A 26,291-nucleotide genomic window follows, 5' to 3' on the forward strand; every position below is an offset into this window, starting at 1 on the left:
CTGTTATCTTTATGTTAATGTGTTATTGTTCCGTTACTTCATCAATGCCTAAGACTAAATCCAAATCAGCTTTAGCTACCAGATAGTCATAGATGGACTGGTTATAAGTCAGTTGGGCCTCTGTTAAAGCCACTTCCGAACTATTCAATTCCAAGATAGTTCCTTTTCCAACTTCATATCTTTTTTCGGCAATAGTACGCCCTTTCTCCGCCTGAAAGACAGCTTCTTTATTACTTACCACCTGTTCCGTACTAGCGGCCATATTATCCAAATAACCGGTAGCTTGCATAGTGAGTTGCCGCTCTGTATTGATACGGTTCTCTTCCAGTTGTTTCATCTGGATACGGGTCTGTTTCAATTGAGTAAAATTACTTCCTTTGAACAAAGGAATGCTTAGATTCAGGCCGATAGTAGAATAGGGCCTCCAATCGTATTCCTTGAACTTGAAATTATCATTCATTGAAGTATACATATATTGGAAACTGGCAGAAAGGGTCGGCATAAAGTTGGTATACTGCAACTTCAGCGTCTGCTTTAATTGCAATGCATTCAGTTCCAATTGCTTCAACGTACTGTTATTTGTCAAATTGTCTGGACGAGGCATTGCCTGACGAGTAAACATAGACATTTCATAATCCTTCAGATTGCCTTCAACCGCTACCTTTACATCAGACTCCATTCCCATCAAGACCTTCAACTGCAAATTTGCCAAATTCACTCCGTTACGGGCAGACACCACGGTAGGTTTCAAGCTGCGCATCTGCACATCCGCACTAATCTTATCATATTCACTGACAGTCCCCTGTTCATATTTAGCTTTCACCACATTATAATTATCTTCACTCTGCTTATAACTTTTAAGCAGCACTTCATAACTGTCCTGTGCCAAAAGCAACTGAAAAAATGCCTTGGTCACTTGATTTACCATATCCAGACGTGAAGCACGTGATTTCTCTACCGCCAGGTTCACATCTGTACTTGTCAAACTGATACTTTTGTAAAGAGCCGGAGCAAAGACAGGCAGACTGACAGACAGACCACCACTATAAGTATTATCTGTACCGACTTCAATCACCTCTCCCATCATGGCGAATGACTGCTTTTTTATGGCTCGTGAATAACTGCCCACCAAACTGGCTTCTGGGAAAAGACCGGCATAAGCTTCCCGGCGGGCTTCTTTCTTTAACAGGATTTCCTGACCGGCGACTTTAATGGTGGGATTGTCGCTCAATGCTATCCGGACTGCGTCCTGTAAGGTAATCCTCAATGTGTCTTGTGCTTGTGCACTTTGTATTGCTACATAAAGCAGCAAAAACAAGGTTAACGTAGGTTTGCAATAAAATTTCATTAACTATTATTCTTTATTTAGTGACTTATTTAATTTCTAACCATACTTATTATGTTCGTTTCCTTTTAAATTCAATAAAAAATTATCCACAATCTTCAACCCCTTTTCAGTGGAAATGCCACGCATATGCATAAATACAACTGTTTCATAAATTTCACCAAGCGAATAGGACTTGCATATTTCCGAATGCAACAACAAATCCATCTGCTCACATACCATAGCGCGTACAATATTATAATTTACATCATTTCTAAAAATGCCTTGTTCCACTCCTTTGCGATAAAATTCCATAGCCGAATCCAAATTCTCCTTCCGGCTTTCGTCAATGTAACGCATTACCTTGGGATATTTCTCAATATCCTCAAAGAATTTCCTGTTTGTATTCTGAAAATCCTGGGCACTTCTTTGAAAAAACTTCAAGAGGACTTCCAAAACATTTTCTGCTTTGGAAGCCACTTGAGTCATATATTCCTGCATCTCCTCCCGATGTAACTTCATGACATCAAGTAATAAATCCTCTTTGTCATGAAACAATTCATAAAGCGTACGTTTAGATATAGATAATCCGGCAGCAATATCATCCATTCTCACTGTTTTGACACCTTTCTGGGCAAATGATTTCGCTGCTGCCAAAACAATGTGTTCCTTCACTACCGTTTTATCCATTCTTTTTTTCCTGACGCTATTCATTCTTAACATAAAGGGAGACAAAGATACATTTATTTTATAATACCCAACTTAGAACTTCTGACAAACTCTATCAGATGTACAATTTCAGGACTAGACGGAACCTGTTCTTCAATACGACGCAATGCATCCTCTGTAGATGTATTCACTTTATACAATATACGGAAAGCATGCGCTATATGTTTAATAACCGTTTCCGAAAAACCTTCATGTTGCAACACGGTGGTATTGATGCTGTAAAAAGCCGTAGGCTCATGGGCTGCCACACAATAAGGAGGAATATCCTTGGTAAAACGACACCCGCCCTGTACGGCGGCATAAGTCCCCAAACGAGTCTTTCCCTGCATCAGTACATTGGAAGTAAGAATAGCATAATCCTCGACTACACAACAACCTGACACCTGCGAACCGTTACCAATAATACAGTTATTACCGATGGTCACATCATGTGAGATACGTGCTCCCTGCATAATAAAGTTACCGCTTCCTACCACAGTCTCATCTCCGGCGAAAGTGGCACGAATAATAACCGCATTCTCACGGATGGTATTATTATTACCTATACGGGCGATGGTATCATCACCCGTATATTTAAAATCTTGCGGAGTAGCAGCAATTACAGCTCCGTTATAAATGGTATTTCCGTTACCGATGCGTGCGCCGCTCATAATGCTGGCGTTGGGCATAATTACATTATCATCACCTATCTCCACATTCTTATCAATGTAGGCAAACGGGTGAATAGTTACGTTTTTCCCGATTTTTGCAGACGGGTCTACATAAGCTAACGGACTAATCATATTCATATTATTTTTAAGGTTAATTATTCACGTCCACCGCCCAATGCGCTGTACAGATTGATAACAGCCTGCATACGCTGGAAAGTATCGGATACTTCGTTCAACTGGGCACTCAGCAATGACTGTTGTGCAGTAATGATTTCCAGATAAGTGGCCTTTCCCGCCTGAAACAAATCATTGTTCATCTCCACCGCTTTTTGCATTTCAGAAACCTGTGCCTGGTGCTCGCTCAACTTTTTGTCTGCCGTATCATACAGGAACAAAGCATCACTTACTTCCTTACCAGCTTCCAGAATAGTCTGCTGATAATTCATCTTGGCAATCTGTTCTTCCGCTTTCGATACTTTCAAGTTGGCAATCAATTTTCCACGCTGGAAAATGGGTTGCGTCAATGAGCCGATAGCATTCCAAAGCATAACGGCAGGATTAGAAATCACTGTACCATTGGAACCATTAGTCCATCCTAGAGTACCTGTAATATTAACACTGGGATAAAAAGCGGAACGCGCCTGATTGGTAGTATAATAAGCGTCGGCTAATGCCAATTCTGCCGCTTTTACATCGGGCCGGTTCTCAAGCAACTGTAAAGGAACTCCCACCGCCAAATCTGCCGGCATCACTTGTTCCTCCAATGTTCCACGGTCTATGTTCTGAGGAGCCTTTGCCAACAATACGGAGATAGAATTCTCAGTTTCACGCACCTGGCGTTTCAAGTCAGCCAATGAAGCCTCCGTCTGGTGATAAGCCCCTTTACTCTGTGCCACAGCAGCTTCGGTAGTCATACCGGCTTCCTTCATAGCTTCCATAGTGCGCACTGTTTCTTTCATTAACGCCACATTCTGTTCGGTCACACTGACTTGACGGTCTAGCATCAATAAAGAATAATAAGCATTGGCTATACCACCAATCAACTGTGAACGCACTGCCTGCTGATAGGCCTTACTTTGCAAATAAGAAGCTTTCTGGCCACGATGGGCATTCAGCAATTTGCCGAACAAATCAACTTCCCAGCTTGCAGAAGCAGGTAAAGTATAGTTCTTTACAGGAGTACTTTTGTCCACACTAGTCAACGAACCTTGTGGAGCAAGGGCCAAAGAAGGGAGATAAGACAAACGAGCTGATGTCAATAACGCCTTGGCCTCCTTTACACGCAGGATAGCAGCCTGCATATCTACATTGTTTGCCAATCCCTCTTCAATCAGCATCTGCAATTTCGGATCACGGAAAATTTCCTTCCATGACAAGTTACCCATATTGGTTGTATCGTTAGCAGCCAATGTATCGTTGGCGGCAACCGGGTCACGATAGATGCCAGTGGCATCTATCGACTCGGGACGATCGTATGATTTATAGATGTGGCAACCGCTTAATAAAAACGTCGCGCAACATAATCCTATTATCTTTTTCATTGTTCTTCTGTTCATTTACGGGTGTATTGTTCAATTTCGGGTTCAACCTCTGTATTGTCCATACTTTCCCATTCAATCGGTTTGAATTTCTCTTGTAACCATTGGAATACCACAAACAATACGGGTACGATAAAGATCTGGAAGATCATACCAATCAACATACCACCAATAGCCGAAGCTCCCAAAGTACGGTTACCATGAGCACCAACTCCCATAGCCAACATCAACGGAATCAAACCTACAATCATGGCCAATGAGGTCATTAAGATCGGTCGCAAACGGGCTGCCGCACCCAAAACCGCAGCCCAGGAAATACTCATTCCCTGCTTACGGCGATCCAAAGCAAACTCTACAATCAGAATGGCATTCTTCGCCAACAATCCCATCAACATGATCAATGCAATCTGCATATAAATATCATTTGACATGGTTCCTAAAATCATCTTCAAAGCCGGAATATTTCCCAATGCTGCAAATCCGTTTACAAACAGGAAGCTACCCAACAGACCGAACGGTACTGAAAGCAATACGGACAACGGCAGAATGTAACTTTCATACTGTGCACTCAGCAACAAATAAACGAATACAAAACACAGAATGAAGATGATACCTGTGGAACTGCCACTGGTAGATGCCTCTTCACGAGCCATACCTCCCAACTCATAACCGTAACCGGTAGGCAAATTCTCTTTAGCAACTTCCGCAATAGCCTGCAAAGCCTGTCCGGAAGTATAGCCACTGGCAGGAGCCACCATCACTTTGATAGACGTATAAAGGTTGAAACGGCCGATAACATCCGGTCCATATACTTTCTTGACAGAAACGAACTGGGAAATAGGAGCCATCTCATTCCCATTACGTATCTTGATACTATTCAAGGATTCCAGATTCTTGGTCGCTTCGGGTTCCGCCTGAATCATAACACGATACATCTTACCGAAACGGTTGAAGTTAGAAGCATACAAACCACCGAAATATCCCTGCATGGTAGTCAGAATATCACTAGGACTGATTCCTGCCTTCTTACAAGCAGCAGCATCAATATCCAACATATATTGGGGGAAACTCGGATTGAAGGTAGTCTGGGCCGAATTAATTTCAGGGCGTGCCTTCAACGCATCCATATAGTCCAAAACTACATCATAAAAATGATTCAAGTCTCCACCGGTCTTATCCTGCATATTCAACTCGATATCACTGGATGCCGAATAACCCGGAATCATAGGAGGAGCAAAGAACAATACCTGCGCATCCTTGATGATCTTCTGCGCACGCATAAACAACGTACCTACCACAATATCCGAATTCTGCATCATGGAGCGTTCTTCCCAATCTTTCAGCTTAATAATGATAGAACCGTAAGAAGGTCCCTGACCACCAATAAAGCCGAAACCGGAAATCACCGTACGGGAATCTACAGCCGGTTCGGCAGCCACCAAGCTGTCTACACGGTTTAAGATTTCCATTGCACGTTCCTGTGAAGTACCGGGAGGCAGTGTCACCGCACCCATAATGGTACCGGTATCTTCATTGGGAACCATACCCGTCGGAGTAACCTTCATAAAGAATACCAACAAAATGATAGAAGCGGCAACCAGCCCGAATGACAACCATTTCTTATGGATAAAGAATACTACATGCTTCTTGTACTTCTTCAATATAGAATCATAAGCCGCATTAAAGGCTGTATGGAAACGTTCTACACGGGTCATCTTCTTTGCTCCATGTCCCTCATCATGCGGTTTCAAGAAAATTGCGCACAGTGCCGGTGACAAAGTCAATGCATTCAAAGCTGAAAAACCGATAGAGATCGCCATGGTGATACCAAACTGACGGTAGAATGTACCGGCAGTACCTCCCATGAAACTTACCGGAATAAACACAGACATCATGACTAACGTAATAGAAACGATAGCTCCACCCAGTTCACTCATGGCATCAATAGAAGCCTCACGGGAAGACTTGTATCCCTGATCCAACTTGGCATGAACCCCCTCGACGACGACAATGGCATCATCGACCACAATCGCAATGGCAAGCACCATCGCCGAAAGAGTCAGCAGGTTCACACTGAAGCCAATCAGTTTCAGTACAAAGAAAGTAGCCACCAACGCCACCGGAATGGCAATAGCCGGAATCAGCGTTGAACGCATATCCTGCAAGAAGATATATACCACAATAAACACCAAGATAAATGCCTCTATCAACGTCTTGATTACTTCATGGATAGAAGCGAACAAGAAGTCATTGGCATTTTGGGCGATATTGATATTCAAACCTGTCGGCAGTGATTCCTGTGCCTTTGCAAGCACTTTCTCCAAATCGGAAATAGTTTCGGTAGCATTAGAACCTGCCATCTGATAGACGATACAAGATACAGCCTTGTGACCATTTACCATATTATTGAATGTATAAGCCAGACGACCTAATTCTATATCGGCCACATCTCCCAAACGAAGTACATTACCATCCGGCAAGGCCTTGATAACAATATCTTCAAATTCAGTCGTTTGCTGCAAACGTCCTTTATAACGGATCGTGTATTGGAAAGTCTGATTACCACGTTCACCGAACTGTCCCGGAGCCGCCTCAATATTCTGTTCGGCCAATGCTGCCGAAACATCAGTAGGAACCAGTTTGTACTGCGCCATCACATCCGGTTTCAACCAGATACGCATAGAATAATCCTGTCCCAACACATTAGCATCACCTACCCCCTTTACACGCTTGATTTCAGGAATCAAGTTAATATTAGCATAGTTTTCAATGAACTCAATATTATACGAGTCGGTTTCATCATACAATGAAAAGACCATCAACATGGAGTTCTGGCGTTTCTGAGTAGTCACACCCACCTTGGTTACTTCAGCAGGCAGCAATCCTTGTGCCATAGAAACACGGTTCTGCACATTAACAGCCGCCATATCCGGATCTGTTCCCTGATTAAAGTAAACGTTAATATCGGCAGCACCGTTATTGGATGCTGATGACTGGATATACATCATGTTCTCCACACCGTTTATCTGGTCTTCCAACGGCGCGATGACCGAATTCAATACAGCTGTGGAGTTCGCACCGGTATAGGTGGCACGTACCTGCACCGTAGGAGGTGCAATATCCGGATATTGCGTAACCGGCAATGTAGCAAGTCCGATGATACCCAGAATAACTATCAAGACGGAGATTACCGTTGATAGCACCGGACGGTTAATAAATCTATCTAGTTTCATTCTCTATATACCTTATTTATATAAACGAAGTTAATCTGTTTATTTTATACTGATTATTTAAAGGCCGTGGCAATATTCCCTTCCTTCTGGTCTTTCAGGTGTTGTTGATATTTCGCCTCTTTCTGTTCCGGAGTAATCGGAGTAATTGTCTGTCCGTCCTTCAACGTCTGTACACCTTCAACTACAATTTTATCGCCGGGCTTCAAACCACTGGTAACAATATAATTCTTACCGTCACTCAAATTCGACACTTTGATCTCAGTATGCTTCAATGTATTATCCGACTGAAGCACATAAACAAACTTTTTATCCTGAATTTCCTGTGTAGCCGACTGAGGAATCAAAATAATATCCTCCATAGTATAAGGGAAAATTACATTAGCCATACCACCACTACGCAATACAAGCTGTTTGTTCGGGAAAACGGCACGCATACTTACCGAACCGGTAGTCTGGTCAATAACACCACTTACAGCGTCAATCTTACCTTCTTCAGTATACATTGTACCGTCAGCCAATTCCAATTTTACAGCCGGCATCTTCTCCAGTTGTTCTTTCAGTGTGCCACCGGCTCTTGTCAAACCCAACAACTGCTTTTCAGTCATAGAGAAATACACATACATTTCACCGATTTCACTCACGGTAGTCAACGGTTGTGTTACCGAAGGACTCACCAAACTACCAATACGATACGGGAATGTACCCACCACTCCATCTGAAGGGCTGATCACTGTGCAGAAGCCCAAATTCTGACGAGCGCTGGTCAACTGAGCCTCAGCCTGTGCCAAACTGGCTTTTGCAGAAAGCAATTGGTCTACTGCGCTTTGATACTCAAAATCGCTGATAATTTTCTTATCATACAAATTTTTCTTCTGTTGTTCGTTCAAAGATAGCGTATTGACATTCGATTTTGCCATCTCTACAGCAGCTTTTGCCTGACGTTCGGCAGCCGCATACTGTGTAGGATCGATCTGAAAGAGCGCCTGGCCTTTCTTTACCGTTGCACCTTCGTCCACACAAAGCTTTACGATAAAGCCGGAAACCTGAGGACGCACCTCAATATCCTGAACACCTTTGATAGTTGCGGGATAAGAAGTAGACTGCTGGCTGGCTGTAGACTGTACAGCCACGACGGTAAATTCGTCATCACCCAACTTCATACCGCTCTGACCGCCTCCACAACTGCTTAAAACAGTCATTGCCGCCGTAAATATCGCGAGGCGGCTCCATGAAATACATTTCATACTATTTACTGTCATTTTCATAACTAATATTATTGAACTTTACTTATTTGTCGAATTAACAGATGTTTATAGAAAACTTTTTAAACCCAATTAGTTTTTACTGCCGCAAAATTAGTCATTTTTCCGGCATTTGTTCGCTTAGCCCATTAGCTTTAACTATAAATAACGTGCGCATATAGAAGGATATTAATTATGTAAAATATATTCCATATATATTCAATCTGTTTCCAGATCTAAACAAGCAAACCATATTACAACTCATACATGATACGGACATGAATGAAACTATTTTTTCGCTATCTTTGTCCAGCAAAATACGAAAGAATGAAATCTGATTTTCACATTGGTCAAAATCAACACTTAAAAAATCATCAATTCGACATCATTTTACAGTATTTAGGCTTCAAATTATAATTTTATTTATATTTTTGCCACCAATTTAAAACGATATCTAATTATAAGGAAAAAGATTATGGTCAAGATTACCAAAGAAGCTGCTTTGCTATACCACTCGCAAGGCAAGCCCGGAAAAATTGAAGTTGTACCGACAAAACCGTACAGCACACAAACAGACCTGTCACTGGCTTACTCTCCCGGAGTAGCTGAGCCTTGTCTGGAAATAGAGAAAGACCCGCAAACTGCATACGACTATACTGCGAAAGGCAACTTAGTAGCCGTTATTTCCAATGGTACAGCCGTTCTAGGACTAGGCGACATAGGTGCATTGAGCGGAAAACCTGTCATGGAAGGTAAAGGATTACTTTTCAAAATCTATGCAGGTATTGATGTTTTTGACATTGAAGTGAATGAGAAAGACCCCGAAAAATTTATTCAGGCAGTAAAAGCCATCGCTCCCACTTTCGGAGGTATCAACCTGGAAGACATCAAGGCTCCCGAATGTTTCGAGATAGAAAACCGGCTGAAAGCAGAACTGGATATCCCAGTAATGCATGACGACCAACACGGTACAGCCATCATTTCATCCGCCGGCTTATTAAATGCATTGGAAGTTGCCGGAAAGAAAATTGAAAATGTAAGAATCGTAGTAAACGGTGCCGGAGCCTCCGCCACTTCCTGTACAAAACTGTATGTAGCATTAGGAGCACGGAAAGAAAACATTTTAATGCTAGACAGCAAAGGCGTGATAACCAGTGACCGTCCTAACTTGACAGAAAGTAAGAAATTTTTTGCTACTGACCGTCGCGATGTACATACACTGGAAGAAGCCATTAAAGGTGCAGACGTATTTTTAGGACTATCAAAAGGTAATGTGCTGACTCAGGATATGGTCCGCAGTATGGCAGATCATCCTATCGTATTCGCATTAGCCAATCCGACTCCGGAAATCTCTTACGAAGACGCCATGGCATCCCGCCCCGATGTACTGATGTCTACCGGACGTTCAGACTATCCTAACCAGATCAATAACGTAATCGGTTTCCCTTATATTTTCCGCGGAGCTCTGGATACTCAGGCCAAAGCTATCAATGAAGAAATGAAGCTGGCTGCCGTACATGCTATCGCCGATTTGGCAAAACAACCTGTTCCCGACGTAGTGAACGAAGCCTATCATGTGAATAATTTTACTTTCGGTCCTGATTATTTCATTCCGAAACCGGTTGACCCTCGTTTGATTACCGAAGTTTCCATGGCTGTGGCAAAAGCAGCAATGGAATCAGGAGTGGCACGCAAAAACATCACCGACTGGGAAGCCTACAAGACCCGGCTGCGCGAATTGATGGGACAAGAAAGCAAATTGACCCGTCAACTTTACGAAACAGCCCGTCGCGACCCACAGCGGGTGGTATTTGCCGAAGGTATCCATCCTACCATGTTAAAAGCTGCCGTAGAAGCCAAAGCCGAAGGAATCTGTCATCCTATCCTATTAGGTAATGACGAACGCATTGAAAAACTGGCAAAAGAACTGGATCTGAGCTTGGAAGGAATTGAAATCATCAACCTCCGTCATGACCGTGAAGCTGAACGTCGTGAGCGTTATGCCCGCATCCTTTCGGAAAAACGCGCACGCCAAGGAGCCAACCTTCAGGAATCCAACGACAAAATGTTCGAGCGCAACTATTTTGGTATGATGATGGTTGAAACCGGAGAGGCCGATGCATTCATCACCGGTCTATATACCAAATATTCCAACACAATCAAGGTAGCGAAAGAAGTTATCGGTATCCAACCGGAATACAAACATTTCGGTACAATGCATATCTTGAATTCAAAGAAAGGTACTTATTTTGTAGCCGATACCCTGATTAACCGTCACCCGGACACCGACACACTGATTGACATCGCTAAATTGTCGAAGAAAACGGTAGAGTTCTTTAATCACACTCCGACAATGGCCATGCTGTCTTACTCCAACTTCGGTTCAGATACAGAAGGAAGCCCGGCTAAAGTACATGATGCGGTGGACTATATGCAGAAAGAATATCCGGAACTGGCTATAGATGGTGAAATGCAAGTCAATTTTGCACTGAACACTAAATTACGTGATGAGAAATATCCCTTCACACGTTTGAAAGGTAAAGAAGTAAACACGTTAGTATTCCCGAACCTAAGTTCTGCCAATGCTACCTACCAGCTCATTCAGTCTATGAGTGAAACCGAGGTAATCGGCCCGATACAAATGGGATTGAACAAACCTATTCATTTCACTGATTGTGAAGCTTCTGTACGCGATATTGTAAACATCACTGCGGTTGCGGTTATTGATGCCATCGTTGACAAGAAAAAGAAAGAAAAATAAATAACTTTCACCACAGATTGCATAGATTTACACAGATTATTAATCATGGTTGTTAGTACCAGCAAATTCTATCTGTGTAAATCAAGGCTATTTGTGGTGAAATATATTCAATTCATTAAAACAATACTATGAGAAGAAAACCGCTTTCCCTCCCACAAATCGTAACCTTAGCCCTTTTATGGATTGCCATTTGCTATATTATTCTAACAGGGAGCGAACATATTGACGAGCCTTTAATACTATCCATTATCATTTCGGGAGCTTTAGTCTTTATTCCACTATTAAAATATCTCAAGGAAAGAGGAAAATAATCTTTTATCCGCTTTTTAGCTTACATTTTGTACATATTGATATTTTTACACGCATTTTCTTTATAATTTGTTGCATATTTCAATTCTTATCTATATTTTTGCAGCATCAAAAAAAAAAAAAAAAACAAGAAGAATTAATTAACAATTATAAAAAGAAGTAGATTATGAATGCAGCTAAGGTATTAGAAGATTTGAAAAGAAGATTCCCCAATGAGCCTGAATATCATCAAGCGGTAGAGGAAGTGCTAAGTACAATCGAAGAAGAATACAACAAACATCCCGAATTTGACAAGGTGAACCTGATTGAACGTTTGTGTATTCCTGATCGTGTGTATCAATTCCGTGTAACGTGGATGGATGACAAAGGTAACATCCAGACAAATATGGGTTACCGCGTACAACATAATAATGCCATTGGTCCTTACAAAGGTGGTATCCGTTTTCACTCTTCTGTAAACTTGGGAATTTTGAAATTCCTTGCCTTCGAGCAGACATTCAAAAATTCACTAACTACTCTTCCGATGGGTGGTGGCAAAGGAGGTTCCGACTTCTCTCCGCGTGGCAAATCAAACGCCGAAGTAATGCGTTTCTGCCAGGCATTCATGTTGGAATTATGGCGCCATATCGGTCCTGAGACTGACGTACCTGCAGGTGATATCGGTGTAGGTGGTCGTGAAGTAGGTTTCATGTTCGGCATGTACAAGAAACTCTCTCATGAATTCTCCGGTGTACTGACCGGTAAGGGCCGCGAATTCGGTGGTTCTCTGATTCGCCCTGAAGCAACCGGATATGGTAACATCTATTTCTTGATGGAAATGCTGAAAACCAAAGGCACAGACCTGAAGGGAAAAACTTGTTTGGTTTCAGGTTCAGGTAACGTAGCTCAATACACGGTAGAAAAAGTAATCGAGCTGGGTGGTAAAGTAGTTACCATGTCCGATTCAGATGGTTACATCTATGATCCGGATGGAATAGACCGCGAAAAATTGGATTTCATCATGGAACTGAAAAATTTATACCGTGGACGTATCCGTGAATATGCAGAAAAATATGGCTGCAAATATGTAGCAGGCGCTCGTCCTTGGGGTGAGAAAGGTGATATCGCATTACCCTCTGCCACTCAGAACGAATTGAACGGTGATGAAGCCAAACAATTGGTTGCCAATGGTGTCATAGCTGTCAGCGAAGGTGCAAACATGCCTTCTACCCCTGAAGCTATCCGCGTATTCCAAGAAGCCAAAATCCTGTATGCCCCGGGCAAAGCAGCCAATGCAGGCGGCGTATCTGTATCTGGATTGGAAATGACTCAAAATTCTATCAAACTGGGCTGGAGTCAAGAAGAAGTAGACGAAAAATTGAAAAGTATCATGAAAAATATTCATGAGGCTTGTGTACAATACGGTACTGAAGCCGATGGTTATGTAAACTATGTGAAAGGTGCTAATGTAGCAGGATTCATGAAGGTAGCCAAAGCTATGATGGCTCAAGGTATTGTTTAATAAAAACCATTCCTTTATTATTAAGTATATTTGCAGTTCAAGGTGCGGGAAAGACAATTTTCCGCACCTTTCTATTTTGAATGCAAACACTTTCACGGAAAATCAGTACCTTTGCAATCTGTTATGTATAAGAACAACTATTAAATTACAAATTCATGAAGCTGAAAAACTTATTCACCTGCACAGTAACAGGATTGCTCCTTTGCACCTCCTGTATCAAGGACGAAGCCCCCAATGCGGAAGCGGACATCTTGAACTGCATCCTCCCTGCCGAGATGCTGACAGGTACAGACATTGACTATAACCGTCCTTACGACAAAAGCCTGAACGCTTACCCTATTTACATAGAAGTAAACAACGGTACCGACCTGACCCGACTAGCTCCCACTTTCGAGCTGACTGAAGGAGCATCTATCGAACCGGCCAACGGAAGTACACAGAATTTCACCAACCCAGTGCGCTATACCGTAACATCCGAGGACAAGAATTGGCACCGCACCTACGCCATCAATATCCATTATCCAGAAACCAAAAGCATCCCGACGGTTTTTAACTTTGAAAACGTAAAAACCGTACCTTACAATAAAAATGAATATTATGTGCTATACGAAGCAGCCTCTGGCTACTCCACACTAACATGGTCCAGTGGTAATCAGGGATTTGCCTTAACCGGAAGCGGTTACACTCCGAACGACTTCCCTACCAGCATCAGTCCAAACGGCCGCACAGGCAACTGCTTGCAACTGATTACTCGCAAAACAGGAAGTTTAGGCACTTTGGTAGGTATGCCCATTGCAGCAGGTAACCTGTTCATTGGCAGTTTCGACATAGGCTCCGCCATGAGCGATGCGTTGTCGGCAACCAAATTCGGAACAACCTTCTATTATGAACCCATTAAATTGGTCGGCTACTACAAATACAAAGCAGGACCAGAATTCTATGAGAACGGAGAATCTACCAACCGAAAAGACGTTTTCAATATCTATGCCTTGTTTTACGAAAAGACCAAAGACGTGCAGATGCTGGATGGCCATATCGCAAAGAACAATTATGAACATGAAAACATGGTAGCCGCTGCTGTCATAACCGACACGCATGAAACAAGCGAATGGACCCGCTTTGAACTGGACTTCAACTATGAGCATTATGGAAAAACAATAGATCCCCAAAAATTGGCAAACGGAGGATACAACGTCAGCATTGTCCTATCGGCAAGCAAGGACGGTGATGTATTTCAAGGCGCACCGGGTAGCACCCTGCTTATTGACGACCTGGAACTGGTATGCAAACAACCACTTAGATAAAAACAGATATGAAAAAATATATATTAACCTTGATACTGGCTTTGGCAAGCCTCGGACTGTATGCACAGACAAACAGAAACAAAACAATCATCAATGCAGCATTGCATGGTTGGGAGTACGAAATCAAAGCGGGAGTCAACCTAGGAGGTACCGCCCCACTGCCTTTCCCCGAAGAAATACGCAGCATAGACGGATATAACCCAACCCTATCTATCACTATCGAGGGAAACATGACCAAGTGGCTGGATACGAAAAAAAAATGGGGAATCATCACTGGACTGCGTTTGGAGAATAAAGGCATGCGCACCAAAGCAACGGTAAAGAATTACAATATGGAAATCATAGGCTATGACGGAAACCGACTAAAAGGAAACTGGACCGGAGGAGTACGCACCAAAGTACAGAACTCTTACATCACCATCCCCGTACTAGCAGCCTACAAACTGAGTCCACGCACCACGCTGAAACTCGGCCCGTACTTTTCTTATCTGATGGATGGAGATTTCAGTGGCCATGTATATGAAGGCTATTTGCGTGAAACCAACCCCACCGGAGACAAAATAAATTTCACCAACGGAGCCATTGCTACTTACGACTTCTCCGGTGATCTACGCAAGTTCCAATGGGGAGTTCAAGCAGGTGTGGATTGGAAAGCGTTCAAGCATCTGAAAGTACATGCCGACTTGAATTGGGGCCTGAATGATATATTCAACAAAGATTTCAAAACCGTTACTTTTGATATGTATGCCATCTACCTGAATGTAGGATTCGGGTATGCGTTCTAATCCAAAAGTTTTCCACCACTGACTATTTGTTGTTCTACTCCCCCTTATCCTACTTCAATTTTCCGATAAACAATACATTTCTGAAGTAGGATAAGGGGGAGTAGTGGTTTATCTACAAAATCATGAGGAAAGACTTTTACTCTTAAAGGATCATTTTGTTCTCCGGCAACTTTTAGAAGTGTTCTTGACATATTAGTTTTTTCTCTAGAAAGTTGGGGACGTTTATACCCTCATGCTCTCACTACATGTATAATATGTTAATTATAAATGACTTATACATAAATGCTAATAATATATGCTCTCACTTATACTCTCATGCCCTCATTACGTTCCGAAACAGATACTCTCGTAATCTACTTGTTTTCAGCTATATATTCTTTTTCATAAGTTGTTTCGGCTTAATACAAAGTAGATATTTTCAGGATTTTTCCTCGCAATAATACGCATAAAGGCTTTGTACTTCCACAGAATGACAGCTTACAAAGTCCCAGTAATAGTAAAAAAGATCAAGACGTTTTTAAAAAAGCTCTTTGTCTTTTTTTAAAAGCTCTTGATCTTTTTAAAAAACGTCCTTATCTTTGATGTAAAATTTTATTTGAAACATATAAGATTTCACATACGTCTATATAATTCTATGCAGATATACGTACAAAGATCCATTTTCTGATATGAGAAAAACAATGTTCCATTACACTTCTCATATTTTTACAGGTGATCCTAGTTGTAGTGGAAAATTAAAAAACTTTGCTCAAGTAATCGAAGGTGAAATACAAAAATAAAAGTAACTATGAAATAAGGCGAAGAGAGTTACCTCTCTTCGCCTTATTACTATACAAATAATTTCAGCTTTTCTTCTTTACTTAACAAAGTTCAAACCAATCTCCACTTTAGTAGTAGATTCTATAATCTCAGGAAAAGCTTTCAACATTGGCTCAGCTAAACCAGCCATTTCACCGAAATCAGGGTCTTTTTTCATCAATTCCACCAGCATAGCAACCACTTCTTCGTCTGATAGCAAAGGAACAACCAGTGTTTTCAATAAAGGCAACAGTAATTCTGTATTCAGATATACGCTTAAAGCATCCTCTGTTTGTTCAAAAGCTACAGGCACACCATTCACTAACATAGGATACAATATTTGAATGGCCTGCTGGATAACTGTCTGAACATCAATAGCTCTCCCTGCATTATTGACAGCAGCGATGATAGCAGCAGGATTCAGAAACACCTTTATCTGATTGTCATTCTCTACTACGTATTGAGCCAAGTTTACAGGAGACTTCGTCCATTCTGTACCACCATTAGCAGCATCTTTATAAGTAGCCACGATGTTACCGTCTTCCATGAAAGTGACATCCTTCAAAACTGTTCCCAACATATCAGTAGCGGAAACTTTATTTTCTGCTCCAACAGCAATCAACGGCATGCGTAATGCGATTTTCAAAACCGACTCAACCGGCATTTCAAAAGAACCGAAAAGAGGAATTCCTTTTTCTGACTCCCATACCAGACGAACAGGATCCTGCTCTTCTACTTCCTGGTTATACGGTTTCAACTTCCAAGTCATTCCAGCCAGTTTCGCATTCTTCAATTTCACTTCACTCAAAGCCAACTCCATAGCTCCGGCTGAAACCTCACCTTTATAAGAGAAAGTACAATAATCTGTTTCTGATGTACCGGCAAAAGAACATTGATCACCATTGATAGTCAAATCAACCGGCAAGGTAACCACCGGACTTCCTGGTAACACACCGGGAGCAGTAGGCATCGATACATCTTCACGAGCTGCAGCACTCTTTGCTTTCCCCAAGATGCCATTTAAGTCAAATTCCCCTTCCAAACGTAGAGTTGCCTTCTGAGCATTGGTTGCATCGGGAGTAAAAGTAACTTTCTTACCCGGCATCGGCGCACCATTGTATGTAAGTTGCAAACCATTTTCACCAGTAAAGGTTGTCTGAGGCACAGGATTTACCATTTTTTCATCATCATCATCACTACACGATGTGAACAATGTCACAGAACAAATCACTGCGAACAAATAATAAAAAAGATTCTTTTTCATTGTTTAGTTAATTTAATTTATACTCGAAAAATCGTGCAAATATAATAAAAAGTTAAGCGTATAACTATTTTTATCGAAATTTAGGACACATTTCACGTAATTTAGAACATTATTCCGGCAACATCACTACCCCCAGCTTCTTCTTTCCATCCATCTTCACTATCAATGGTTTATCAAACCGCACATGACGAATGAACCTAGTTTCTTCAATAGCCGGCCGGGTATCCAGTACCTCTTGGTTATAGATACCATCCTTCATATAGGCATTAATTGTGAAATAACCGACTCCGAAAGAAGTCAGATTCTGAAAGAAGTGAGTTCCCTGACTAGGGTCCACACGATAATTAGTCAGCCCCGCCTCCACAATGACACGTGCAGCCGAAATATGGGGCCACTTCACAGGAATGCCCAGCCACGAATCGCTGCTTCCCCAGCGTCCCGGACCTACCAATATATAATGTTTCCCTTCATCCAAGAATTTACGGTTCATCTTTTCTATTTCATAAGCAATGGTCGGATTATTGGAAGCAGTATAACCATCTGTCTTCACATAAATCACATCCTGAATGTCCTCCATAATGCCATGCCCCAGTGAATTATTACTCTTTAAAAGAACATCCTCATCCTTAATAAGGTTCAAATCCTCCTCAAGATTGGCTTTCACATCGACCATCGGACGAATCTGCAATAAATAGAAAGTACCATTCTTCTTTTGCTGGTTCAATGTCACAGCAAACTCTATCTCAACAGGACGCCTCATCTCACTTTGCCCGTATTCCTGTACCAACTGCAAAATACGGGGCAAAGGAAATACATCGTGTTGCAACACATTGGCAAATGTTATCACCTTCCGGCCTCCCGGATAAATTCCGTCACGGATAATCATATCATACGGATCATACGTGGAAGCAATGAAAGTTAAGGCTCCATCATTATCAGCTTCTTTCACCGGAAGCTTCAACAAATTAAAGCCGTCATCCAAAGAAAAGTTATGCCCCGTATTCTTCAAATCAAGCGCATAAAACTGAGTCTGCGTTTCACGAAGAGCTATTTCCATCTCACTGGTCTGCAACACTTGGTTAGGATGATAAGGACACACCCTCAGAGTCAGACCTCCGTCTACAATATATTTACCCAACCCCAAAGCAAGACTTACAGTTCCCTCTTCGGCTTTTTCATCTCCTATGGGGTAATAGTTGAGCGAACGTGCCACCCCCGAAATAGAAGGATAGAAACGGTCACCATACTGTGTGCCGACCACCTGTTGTAAAATAACAGCCATCTTCTCCTGGTCTATCACATTGCTGGTTGCCTGCATATACGCCTTGCTGTCTCTGAAGAAAACAGAAGCATACACCCCTTTTATGGCATCGCTCAACATACGGAGCATCTCATATTTATCATCTAAATAAGGAATCATATAAGTAGAATATATCCCAGCAAAAGGCTGATAATGAGAATCTTCCAGCAAACTGGAAGAACGGATGGCTATAGGCGATTTCACCACATCAAAGAAAGCAAAGAAATCTTCCACCAGACGGTCGGGCAACTTGGCACGAAGAAAAGCTTTCAATATCGTGTCATCATCCGCATCACTCAATGCTACTTGATATAGGCTATTGGTATCCATGAATTCATCAAAGATATCCGTACAAAGCACCACCGTTTTAGGAATGACCACCGTCGCATTTTCAAACTCATCAAATTCCACGTGGCGCTTTACCATATTGTCTATAAAAGCCAGACCACGTCCTTTTCCCCCCAATGACCCCTCACCGATACGGGCAAAATTAGAATAACGGTCAAAACGATCACGTTGGAACACAGCCACCACACCTTGATTCTTCATCTTACGGTACTTCACAATAGCCTCAAAGATTATACGGCGATGAGCATCAATATCCTGCAAAGACTCCCAAGTTATCTGCTTTAAGAACTCGGCAGGTGGAAACATGGCACGAGAATACAGCCAGCGGGATACGTGATTACGACTGATATGGTAAAGGAGAGATTCTTTAGGAATAGCAAAAATAACATTCTGTAATTCCTTCAAATTATGAACACGGGCCACTTCTTCCAATGTATCGGGATTACGGAAAATGAAATCCCCGAAACCAAAATCATCAGACACAATTTCACGCAAGTCTATATTCATCTTCTTGGAATTCTTATCCACAAAGCTAGCACCATACCGGGAAGCATACACCTTGTTGTCTACCTCGGCCGACTGTAAAATAAGAGGAACAAACGGATCCCTGGAACGTACCTCCGCCAGCAACTTAATACCTGCCATTGGATCCACCACACCACCACGCGGGTAACGTGCATCCGTAATCACACCTAATACATTATTCTGATATTTATTATATAAATCCATCGCCTCCTCGTAAGTACGTGCCAATACAATTTTGGGACGTCCCCTCATACGCAATGTACGCTGGTGAGCATTCAAAGCCTCTGTGGCAAATTCCTGACTTTGCTTCAACACAAATTTATATAAGTTAGGCAACACGGAAGAATAGAACCGGATGGAATCTTCCACCAATAAAATCATCTGCACTCCCACCTCTTTAATATCATGTTCCAAATTCATCTTATCTTCTATCAGCTTGATGATAGACACTAACAGGTCCGTATTCCCCAACCAGCAGAACACATATTCAAAGATGCTCAGATCCTCATGCTCCATACGTGCCGTAATACCATGCGAGAACGGGGTCAGTACCACCAGCGGAATATGAGGGTATTGTTCTTTTATGCTGCGTGCAATCTCAAATGTATCACTGTTATCAGATCCGGGCATACAAATCACCAGATCAAATGTAGTGTTCTCCAATTGCTTCCAGGCAGCTTCCTCAGTAGAAACTTGTGTAAAACGTGGCGGATAGCGAAGACTGAGGTTCATATATTCATTAAATATCTTCTCATCTATACGCCCGTCATCCTCCAACATAAAAGCATCATACGGATTTGCTACCAAAAGAACATTAAAAATCCGTTTGGTCATGAGGTTTACAAACGAAGTATCCTTGAAATACAACTGATTTAATTTTAACTTGCTGAGCATGGTTATTTGATTTACATGGATAATGTAATAGCAAAATACGTCAATAATATTGTTTTATGCAACTTATTCGCAATAAAAAAGAACTTTTGGGTAGAGAGGTCTTACCACAACGATTAACTTTTTATCACCACCAAACTAAAATTTAGCCAAAAATATTTTGCCAATTCACCAAAAAACATACCTTTGCATCAGAAATGATTTTCATTTTGTCAAAACCTTAAATGCATAATAGTTATGGATATTAATCAAATCATGACCTCCCTGGAGGCAAAACACCCTGGTGAATCAGAGTACTTGCAGGCTGTAAAAGAAGTCCTGCTTTCTATTGAGGATATATACAATCAACATCCGGAATTTGAGAAAGCGTCCTTGATTGAGAGATTGGTAGAGCCCGACCGTATCTTTACATTTAAGGTGCCTTGGGTAGATGATAAAGGAAAAGTACAGGTAAACTTAGGTTACCGCGTTCAATTCAATAATGCGATCGGCCCGTACAAAGGCGGTATCCGTTTTCATGCTTCTGTAAACCTCTCCATTTTAAAATTCTTAGGATTTGAGCAAACATTCAAAAATGCACTGACCACATTGCCTATGGGCGGTGGTAAAGGTGGTTCCGATTTCTCACCACGTGGTAAGAGCGATGCTGAGATCATGCGTTTCTGCCAAGCATTCATGCTTGAATTGTGGCGCCACGTAGGTCCTGATATGGATGTTCCTGCCGGTGACATCGGTGTAGGTGGCCGTGAAGTAGGATACATGTTCGGTATGTATAAAAAGTTAACCCGTGAATTTACAGGTACTTTCACTGGCAAAGGCTTGGAATTTGGAGGTTCGTTGATTCGTCCTGAAGCAACCGGTTTTGGTGGTCTTTACTTCGTAAACCAAATGCTGAAAGCAAAAGGAATTGATATTAAAGGCAAAACGGTAGCTGTTTCCGGTTTCGGTAATGTAGCTTGGGGGGCCGTGACTAAAGCAACTGAATTAGGTGCAAAAGTAGTCACAATCTCCGGACCCGACGGCTATATCTATGATCCGGACGGTGTAAGTGGTGATAAAATTGATTACATGTTGGAATTACGTGCGTCAGGCAATGATATCGTAGCTCCATACGCAGAGAAATATCCTAACTCAACATTCGTTGCCGGACGTCGTCCGTGGGAAGTTAAAGTAGATATTGCGCTTCCGTGTGCGACTCAAAACGAATTAAATGGCGAAGATGCTTGTAATTTAATAAAAAATTCCGTTCTTTGCATTGGAGAAATTTCTAATATGGGTTGTACCCCGGAAGCAATTGATGCGTTTATTGAAAATAAACTAATGTATGCACCGGGTAAAGCCGTAAATGCCGGAGGTGTAGCTACTTCAGGTTTGGAAATGAGCCAAAATGCAATGCATATGAGTTGGAGTGCACAAGAAGTAGATGATAAGTTACATCAAATTATGTATGGTATTCATGAACAATGTGTAAAATATGGTACTGAACCTGATGGATATATCAACTATGTGAAAGGAGCAAATATTGCAGGCTTTATGAAGGTAGCCCATGCCATGATGGCTCAAGGAATTGTTTAAAGGCATTCTATTAGCATAAAAATATCTCGTTTAGTTGTATTTGTATTTTGTATTGTAGCTTGCGCTGCCCGCCTGTGAAGGTATGGCAGCGTTTTTTTATGGTATATCCAATCTTTTTTATACATTTGTAGCTTCAAGTAAACGTATGTAAAAATTAAGTTATGGAAATATTACAACTAGATGGCCTTGAACCTCAATTATTTAATTTAATTGGACCATTGGCTATGAATCCTAAAGTCCTAAGGGCTAATAACAATTATCCCTTCAAAACGACCGAACGTTTTCAATGGTACATTGCCGTCGAAGATAATGACGTAACCGGTTTTGTCCCTGTAGAGCAGAAAAGTGGCGGTTATGTCATTAACAACTACTATGTCCATAACGATGATCAGGAAGTGCTGGTTGAATTGTTGGGAGCAGTAAAGCCTAAAAACAATTTATATGCAATTGTTCAAACCAAACACGAAGCTATTTTTTCCAACTGTGGTTTTCAAACCGAACACCGTTGGACTAATTATATTAAAATGATTTACAACACGAACAAAAATGAACAATAAAAGAACTAAAGGGGAAAATGTTTATCAACTCGTTCAAAAGAGACTCAAATTCTTATTCAACGAATTTGATAATATCTATGTTTCTTTTTCTGGAGGAAAAGATAGCGGTGTCTTGCTCAACTTATGTATTCAATATATCAGAGAGCATAATCTGGACAGGAAAATCGGAGTATACCACATGGACTATGAAGCACAGTATCAAATGACTACAGAGTATGTGGAACAGACGTTCAGAGAAAATCAGGATATATTGGAAATCTACCATGTCTGTGTCCCTTTCAAAGTAGTGACTTGTGCTTCTATGTTTCAAACCTATTGGCGCCCTTGGGACGAAAGTATGCACGCCCACTGGGTAAGGCCTATGCCTAAAAACTGTTATAAGAAAGAAGATTTCCCATTCTACAATGAGGAAATGTGGGACTACACTTTCCAGACTTCATTTGCATCGTGGTACCATAAAAAGCATGATGCAGTACGCACTTGCTGCCTGGTCGGCATCCGAACTCAAGAGAGCCTGGACCGATGGAGAACTATTCACGGTAACAATCGCCTGAACAGCTATCACAACCTGATGTGGACCCGCAGACTAGGATACGATTTATACAATGCCTACCCTATCTATGACTGGACTACCGAAGATATATGGACAGCATACGCCCGTTTCAAATGGCCATTCAACCAAATGTACGAACTTTATTATAAAGCCGGAGTACCTTTGGACAGACAACGTGTAGCCAGTCCGTTCCTCAGTACAGCACAGGAAACCTTGAAATTATACAAAGCCATCGATCCCAATACTTGGGGGAGAATGCTAGGCCGAGTAAACGGAGTAAACTTTACCGGAATCTATGGTGGAACCCGTGCCATGGGATGGCAAAACATCAAATTACCAGAAGGCTACACATGGAAAGAGTATATGTATTTCCTGTTAGATACGTTACCCGAAGAAACCAAACAGTCTTACTTGGAAAAACTAAGAGTAAGCCGGGAGTTCTGGAAATACAAGGGAGGATGCCTGGATTTATCAACCATACGTAAATTAACTGATTTGGGCATAAAATTCTACGTACAAAAGAAAACAAACTACAAGACAGACAAACTTCCTGTCCAAATGGATTATCTAGACGATATAGACATCGCAGAGTTTAAAGAAATCCCCACTTATAAACGTATGTGTATTTGCATTCTGAAAAATGACCATGTATGTAAATATATGGGATTTGCCCTAACTAAAAAAGAAAAGTTAAGAAGAGACAGAGTGATGCAGAAATATAAAAACATTATCAAATGAAAGAAGAATTCGAAAGTCCTGTGTATCACGTGCACAGAGTACCGGTGGAAAAGGTACGTGCCAACAGTTATAATCCAAACCACGTAGCCGCTCCTGAAATGAAATTGCTGGAATTAAGCATTTGGGAAGATGGCTATACTATGCCTTGTGTATGTTATTATATTCCCGATGAAGATATATATGAACTGGTAGACGGATATCATCGTTATTGTGTGCTTAAAACTTCAAAACGTGTGTTTGAACGAGAAAAAGGTTTACTTCCCGTGGTCGTTATAGAAAAAGACCTTTCAAACAGAATGGCAAGCACTATCCGCCACAACCGCGCCCGCGGCACTCACAGCATTGAACTGATGGTAGATATCGTGGCAGAACTGACCAAAGCCGGAATGAGTGACGAATGGATAAAAAAGAATATTGGCATGGATGCCGACGAACTTTTACGACTCAAACAGATATCCGGCCTAATGGAACTCTTTGCTGACAGGGAATTCACAATACCTGAACCATAAAGCAATTTTCATTAATACATTATTCAGTTGAAATATAACTCATTAATAATAGGATTGTCGGTCCTGGCTTTGCAAAGCTGCACCGACAATCTTGTTTATACAGGGACCGATATCGAGGTAGTACTCACAGGCAATACATACCAAGCAGCTTTCACAGAAAGCTCCCCTGTTTCCACTTTTAACTCTGGCAATCAAATCCTGCTGAATGCTTCCGGCAGTCTTCAAATAGACAACAGAATTCTGACTTATATGGACAACCAATGGAAAGCAGAAAATGAATTTAGCTGGAGTGACCTAACAGGAAAAACAAATGTTACGGCAGTATATCCTGTCTATCCCGATTTGGACTATGTCCAAGAAAATCTTTATAAAAACAATTCGTTGGAAGACATACTGTATGTCAAGGATGAATTTCCGGCCGGAAATTCCATCCATTTACAGTTCAAACATTTATTTTCTCTTCTGACACTGCATTTGGAGGGAAATTTACAAACCTATTTTCAGAAAATAGAGGTAACATGTCCTGCTGTTTCCTCTATTATCCCAAAATCCGCTGAAATAGTTCTAGCGGATAACGGAACACATACGACTACTATTGCCCAAGTTTCTCCTTCCGGAAATTATTCGTTTATAGTCCCTCCTGTCGGAAACATGGTCATCGCCATAAATATGGTAACAAATGGAAAGAAATATACAACACAACTAGAAACAAAGTCTTTTACCGGTAACAAAGAATATACTTATCACTTAAAAATATCTGAAAAAACTCCGGGAATTATGACTGCCGAAGATTGGATTGCATTCAGTCAACTTATCAATAGCAATACATTTACCCAATACAAAGGAAAAACATTGGACGATTTCGGAGAAACGATGAATGGAATAACCACTTATTATCTATTGAATGACATTGATTTTAAAGATGTGGATTGTACTGAGTTAAAACAAATAGGATACGCCCAAACAAACTATTACTTTTCCCAAACCTTTGACGGACAAAATCACACCCTTTACAATATACCTATCAATTCCAGCAATGGCACCACAGGTGTATTCGGAGCCGTCAATATCACCGGCATAGTTAAAAATCTCCATATAGAATCCAGCAAAGTATCTATCACATCAAAAAGCAAGAGCACAGCAGAAGGTACAAGTATTTTAGTCGGACGCAATAAAGGCAAAATACTAAATTGTTGCGTTAAGGAGTGCCAAATTGCAGCCAATCCAACCAAAACGAACCAATCAGCCAATACAGGAGGCATAGCAGGAACTTCAACAGGGGAAATCACCAATTGCTATGTTACCAACACCCAAATCATTTATGACGCAAATTCAAAAATAAAAGCAGGACCAGCCGGTGGAATAGCAGGTTCCAGCCAGGCCCAAGGTTTGATAGCAAACTGCTATTCTGCCAACAACATAATAAAGAACAGAGAGAGTTACAATGGTGGAATATGCGGAAAAGCTTCGGATGGAGCGCACATTGAAAATTGTTATGTCTATAACATAGATCTAATTACGACCAAAGGATTATTCGCAGGTATAGCTGCCAACTCTTTCTTTATCCACAACTACTATGATAATGCAAAAATAACCTTTATCGGAAAAAATGACGATGGTAATCAGTTGTCTAAAAATGCCCAATACACAGGTACTTTTATGAATAAGGAAGACATTTCCATCTACCGGCTTCTCAACCAATGGATAGATGAAACAGCTCCTACCCTTTATCCCGGTTACCCCTTTACCCGATGGACTGATGGAGGAGAAAATCTTCCTGCCGTTTTCAGGGATTCTGTACAAATTAAAAGCCGCTTTCTCATTTCACTGAAAAAACGGCTTTTTATATAAAATTATA

18 protein-coding genes are annotated in these 26,291 nt (G+C 41.4%); 10 read left to right on the plus strand and 8 right to left on the minus strand.

Features of this window, described 5'->3' with window-relative positions:
- Positions 1-22: 22 nt before the first annotated feature.
- From BVU_RS01210 to BVU_RS01235, 6 genes are read right to left on the minus strand one after another with little or no spacing between them, the layout of a single operon-like run.
- Positions 23-1,348, minus strand: a complete 1,326-nt coding sequence (locus tag BVU_RS01210; protein WP_005845557.1) for a TolC family protein — start codon at positions 1,346-1,348, stop codon at positions 23-25.
- A gap of 36 nt (positions 1,349-1,384) precedes the next feature.
- A complete protein-coding gene (locus tag BVU_RS01215) occupies positions 1,385-2,038 on the minus strand; it encodes a TetR/AcrR family transcriptional regulator (protein WP_008782083.1) in 654 nt (217 codons plus the stop codon).
- A 29-nt stretch (positions 2,039-2,067) separates the two neighbouring features.
- Entirely contained in the window at positions 2,068-2,835 is a 768-nt protein-coding gene (gene lpxA / locus BVU_RS01220; RefSeq protein WP_005853095.1) for an acyl-ACP--UDP-N-acetylglucosamine O-acyltransferase, read from the minus strand.
- A gap of 23 nt (positions 2,836-2,858) precedes the next feature.
- Positions 2,859-4,244, minus strand: a complete 1,386-nt coding sequence (locus BVU_RS01225) for an efflux transporter outer membrane subunit (protein ID WP_008667826.1) — start codon at positions 4,242-4,244, stop codon at positions 2,859-2,861.
- 11 nt (positions 4,245-4,255) lie between these two features.
- Positions 4,256-7,474 carry an efflux RND transporter permease subunit gene (locus BVU_RS01230; protein ID WP_011964673.1) on the minus strand — a complete coding sequence of 1,073 codons (3,219 nt, stop codon included), beginning with the start codon at positions 7,472-7,474 and terminating at the stop codon, positions 4,256-4,258.
- 53 nt (positions 7,475-7,527) lie between these two features.
- On the minus strand, positions 7,528-8,739 hold the full coding sequence (locus BVU_RS01235; RefSeq protein WP_005845567.1) for an efflux RND transporter periplasmic adaptor subunit: 1,212 nt from the start codon (positions 8,737-8,739) through the stop codon (positions 7,528-7,530).
- Between the two features lie 451 nt (positions 8,740-9,190).
- Between BVU_RS01235 and BVU_RS01240 the strand changes: the two genes are divergently transcribed.
- From BVU_RS01240 to BVU_RS01260, 5 genes are all read left to right on the plus strand, one after another.
- Positions 9,191-11,476, plus strand: coding sequence for an NADP-dependent malic enzyme (locus BVU_RS01240; protein WP_011964674.1), 2,286 nt, complete (start codon positions 9,191-9,193; stop codon positions 11,474-11,476).
- 128 nt (positions 11,477-11,604) lie between these two features.
- Positions 11,605-11,787, plus strand: a complete 183-nt coding sequence (locus tag BVU_RS22625; RefSeq protein ID WP_032946025.1) for a hypothetical protein — start codon at positions 11,605-11,607, stop codon at positions 11,785-11,787.
- A gap of 164 nt (positions 11,788-11,951) precedes the next feature.
- The gene (locus BVU_RS01250; protein ID WP_005845574.1) at positions 11,952-13,286 is read left to right on the plus strand and encodes an NADP-specific glutamate dehydrogenase; all 1,335 of its coding nucleotides are present in this window, start codon (positions 11,952-11,954) and stop codon (positions 13,284-13,286) included.
- 155 nt (positions 13,287-13,441) lie between these two features.
- Positions 13,442-14,590: a PCMD domain-containing protein gene (locus BVU_RS01255; RefSeq protein WP_005845576.1), complete on the plus strand. Its 1,149-nt coding sequence runs from the start codon at positions 13,442-13,444 to the stop codon at positions 14,588-14,590.
- A gap of 8 nt (positions 14,591-14,598) precedes the next feature.
- Complete coding sequence (locus BVU_RS01260; protein WP_005845578.1) at positions 14,599-15,375, plus strand: porin family protein; 777 nt, start codon at positions 14,599-14,601, stop codon at positions 15,373-15,375.
- A gap of 856 nt (positions 15,376-16,231) precedes the next feature.
- Here BVU_RS01260 and BVU_RS01265 read toward each other — a convergent pair.
- Positions 16,232-17,437, minus strand: a complete 1,206-nt coding sequence (locus BVU_RS01265) for a DUF4925 domain-containing protein (protein WP_011964675.1) — start codon at positions 17,435-17,437, stop codon at positions 16,232-16,234.
- 109 nt (positions 17,438-17,546) lie between these two features.
- Positions 17,547-20,504, minus strand: coding sequence for a PEP/pyruvate-binding domain-containing protein (locus BVU_RS01270; protein ID WP_011964676.1), 2,958 nt, complete (start codon positions 20,502-20,504; stop codon positions 17,547-17,549).
- Positions 20,505-20,738: 234 nt separating this feature from the next.
- Here BVU_RS01270 and gdhA point away from each other — a divergent pair, with 234 nt between their 5' ends.
- The 5 genes from gdhA to BVU_RS01295 all read left to right on the plus strand — a co-directional run bounded on the left by gdhA (position 20,739) and on the right by BVU_RS01295 (position 26,284).
- Entirely contained in the window at positions 20,739-22,076 is a 1,338-nt protein-coding gene (gene gdhA, locus BVU_RS01275; RefSeq protein ID WP_005845584.1) for an NADP-specific glutamate dehydrogenase, read from the plus strand.
- A gap of 161 nt (positions 22,077-22,237) precedes the next feature.
- Positions 22,238-22,633: a hypothetical protein gene (locus BVU_RS01280; RefSeq protein ID WP_011964677.1), complete on the plus strand. Its 396-nt coding sequence runs from the start codon at positions 22,238-22,240 to the stop codon at positions 22,631-22,633.
- Positions 22,623-23,924: a DUF3440 domain-containing protein gene (locus BVU_RS01285; protein WP_005845587.1), complete on the plus strand. Its 1,302-nt coding sequence runs from the start codon at positions 22,623-22,625 to the stop codon at positions 23,922-23,924. The genes BVU_RS01280 and BVU_RS01285 overlap by 11 nt, the downstream gene beginning before the upstream one ends.
- Complete coding sequence (locus BVU_RS01290) at positions 23,921-24,433, plus strand: IbrB-like domain-containing protein (protein WP_005845588.1); 513 nt, start codon at positions 23,921-23,923, stop codon at positions 24,431-24,433. The genes BVU_RS01285 and BVU_RS01290 overlap by 4 nt, the downstream gene beginning before the upstream one ends.
- 27 nt (positions 24,434-24,460) lie before the next feature.
- Entirely contained in the window at positions 24,461-26,284 is a 1,824-nt protein-coding gene (locus BVU_RS01295) for a GLUG motif-containing protein (RefSeq protein ID WP_011964678.1), read from the plus strand.
- Positions 26,285-26,291 lie beyond the last annotated feature (7 nt).

The organism is Phocaeicola vulgatus ATCC 8482, assembly GCF_000012825.1.
GTDB classification, from domain to species: Bacteria; Bacteroidota; Bacteroidia; order Bacteroidales; family Bacteroidaceae; genus Phocaeicola; species Phocaeicola vulgatus.

Excerpts from the sequence above, each read along its gene's own strand:
- BVU_RS22625 (WP_032946025.1), top strand. The coding sequence starts at position 11,605 with ATGAGAAGAAAACCGCTTTCCCTCCCACAAATCGTAACCTTAGCCCTT.
- lpxA (WP_005853095.1), bottom strand. The coding sequence starts at position 2,835 with ATGATTAGTCCGTTAGCTTATGTAGACCCGTCTGCAAAAATCGGGAAA.
- BVU_RS01240 (WP_011964674.1), top strand. The coding sequence starts at position 9,191 with ATGGTCAAGATTACCAAAGAAGCTGCTTTGCTATACCACTCGCAAGGC.
- BVU_RS01230 (WP_011964673.1), bottom strand. The coding sequence starts at position 7,474 with ATGAAACTAGATAGATTTATTAACCGTCCGGTGCTATCAACGGTAATC.
- BVU_RS01290 (WP_005845588.1), top strand. The coding sequence starts at position 23,921 with ATGAAAGAAGAATTCGAAAGTCCTGTGTATCACGTGCACAGAGTACCG.
- BVU_RS01280 (WP_011964677.1), top strand. The coding sequence starts at position 22,238 with ATGGAAATATTACAACTAGATGGCCTTGAACCTCAATTATTTAATTTA.
- BVU_RS01265 (WP_011964675.1), bottom strand. The coding sequence starts at position 17,437 with ATGAAAAAGAATCTTTTTTATTATTTGTTCGCAGTGATTTGTTCTGTG.
- BVU_RS01260 (WP_005845578.1), top strand. The coding sequence starts at position 14,599 with ATGAAAAAATATATATTAACCTTGATACTGGCTTTGGCAAGCCTCGGA.
- BVU_RS01215 (WP_008782083.1), bottom strand. The coding sequence starts at position 2,038 with ATGAATAGCGTCAGGAAAAAAAGAATGGATAAAACGGTAGTGAAGGAA.
- BVU_RS01210 (WP_005845557.1), bottom strand. The coding sequence starts at position 1,348 with ATGAAATTTTATTGCAAACCTACGTTAACCTTGTTTTTGCTGCTTTAT.
- BVU_RS01285 (WP_005845587.1), top strand. The coding sequence starts at position 22,623 with ATGAACAATAAAAGAACTAAAGGGGAAAATGTTTATCAACTCGTTCAA.
- BVU_RS01235 (WP_005845567.1), bottom strand. The coding sequence starts at position 8,739 with ATGAAAATGACAGTAAATAGTATGAAATGTATTTCATGGAGCCGCCTC.
- BVU_RS01250 (WP_005845574.1), top strand. The coding sequence starts at position 11,952 with ATGAATGCAGCTAAGGTATTAGAAGATTTGAAAAGAAGATTCCCCAAT.
- BVU_RS01270 (WP_011964676.1), bottom strand. The coding sequence starts at position 20,504 with ATGCTCAGCAAGTTAAAATTAAATCAGTTGTATTTCAAGGATACTTCG.
- gdhA (WP_005845584.1), top strand. The coding sequence starts at position 20,739 with ATGGATATTAATCAAATCATGACCTCCCTGGAGGCAAAACACCCTGGT.
- BVU_RS01225 (WP_008667826.1), bottom strand. The coding sequence starts at position 4,244 with ATGAAAAAGATAATAGGATTATGTTGCGCGACGTTTTTATTAAGCGGT.
- BVU_RS01255 (WP_005845576.1), top strand. The coding sequence starts at position 13,442 with ATGAAGCTGAAAAACTTATTCACCTGCACAGTAACAGGATTGCTCCTT.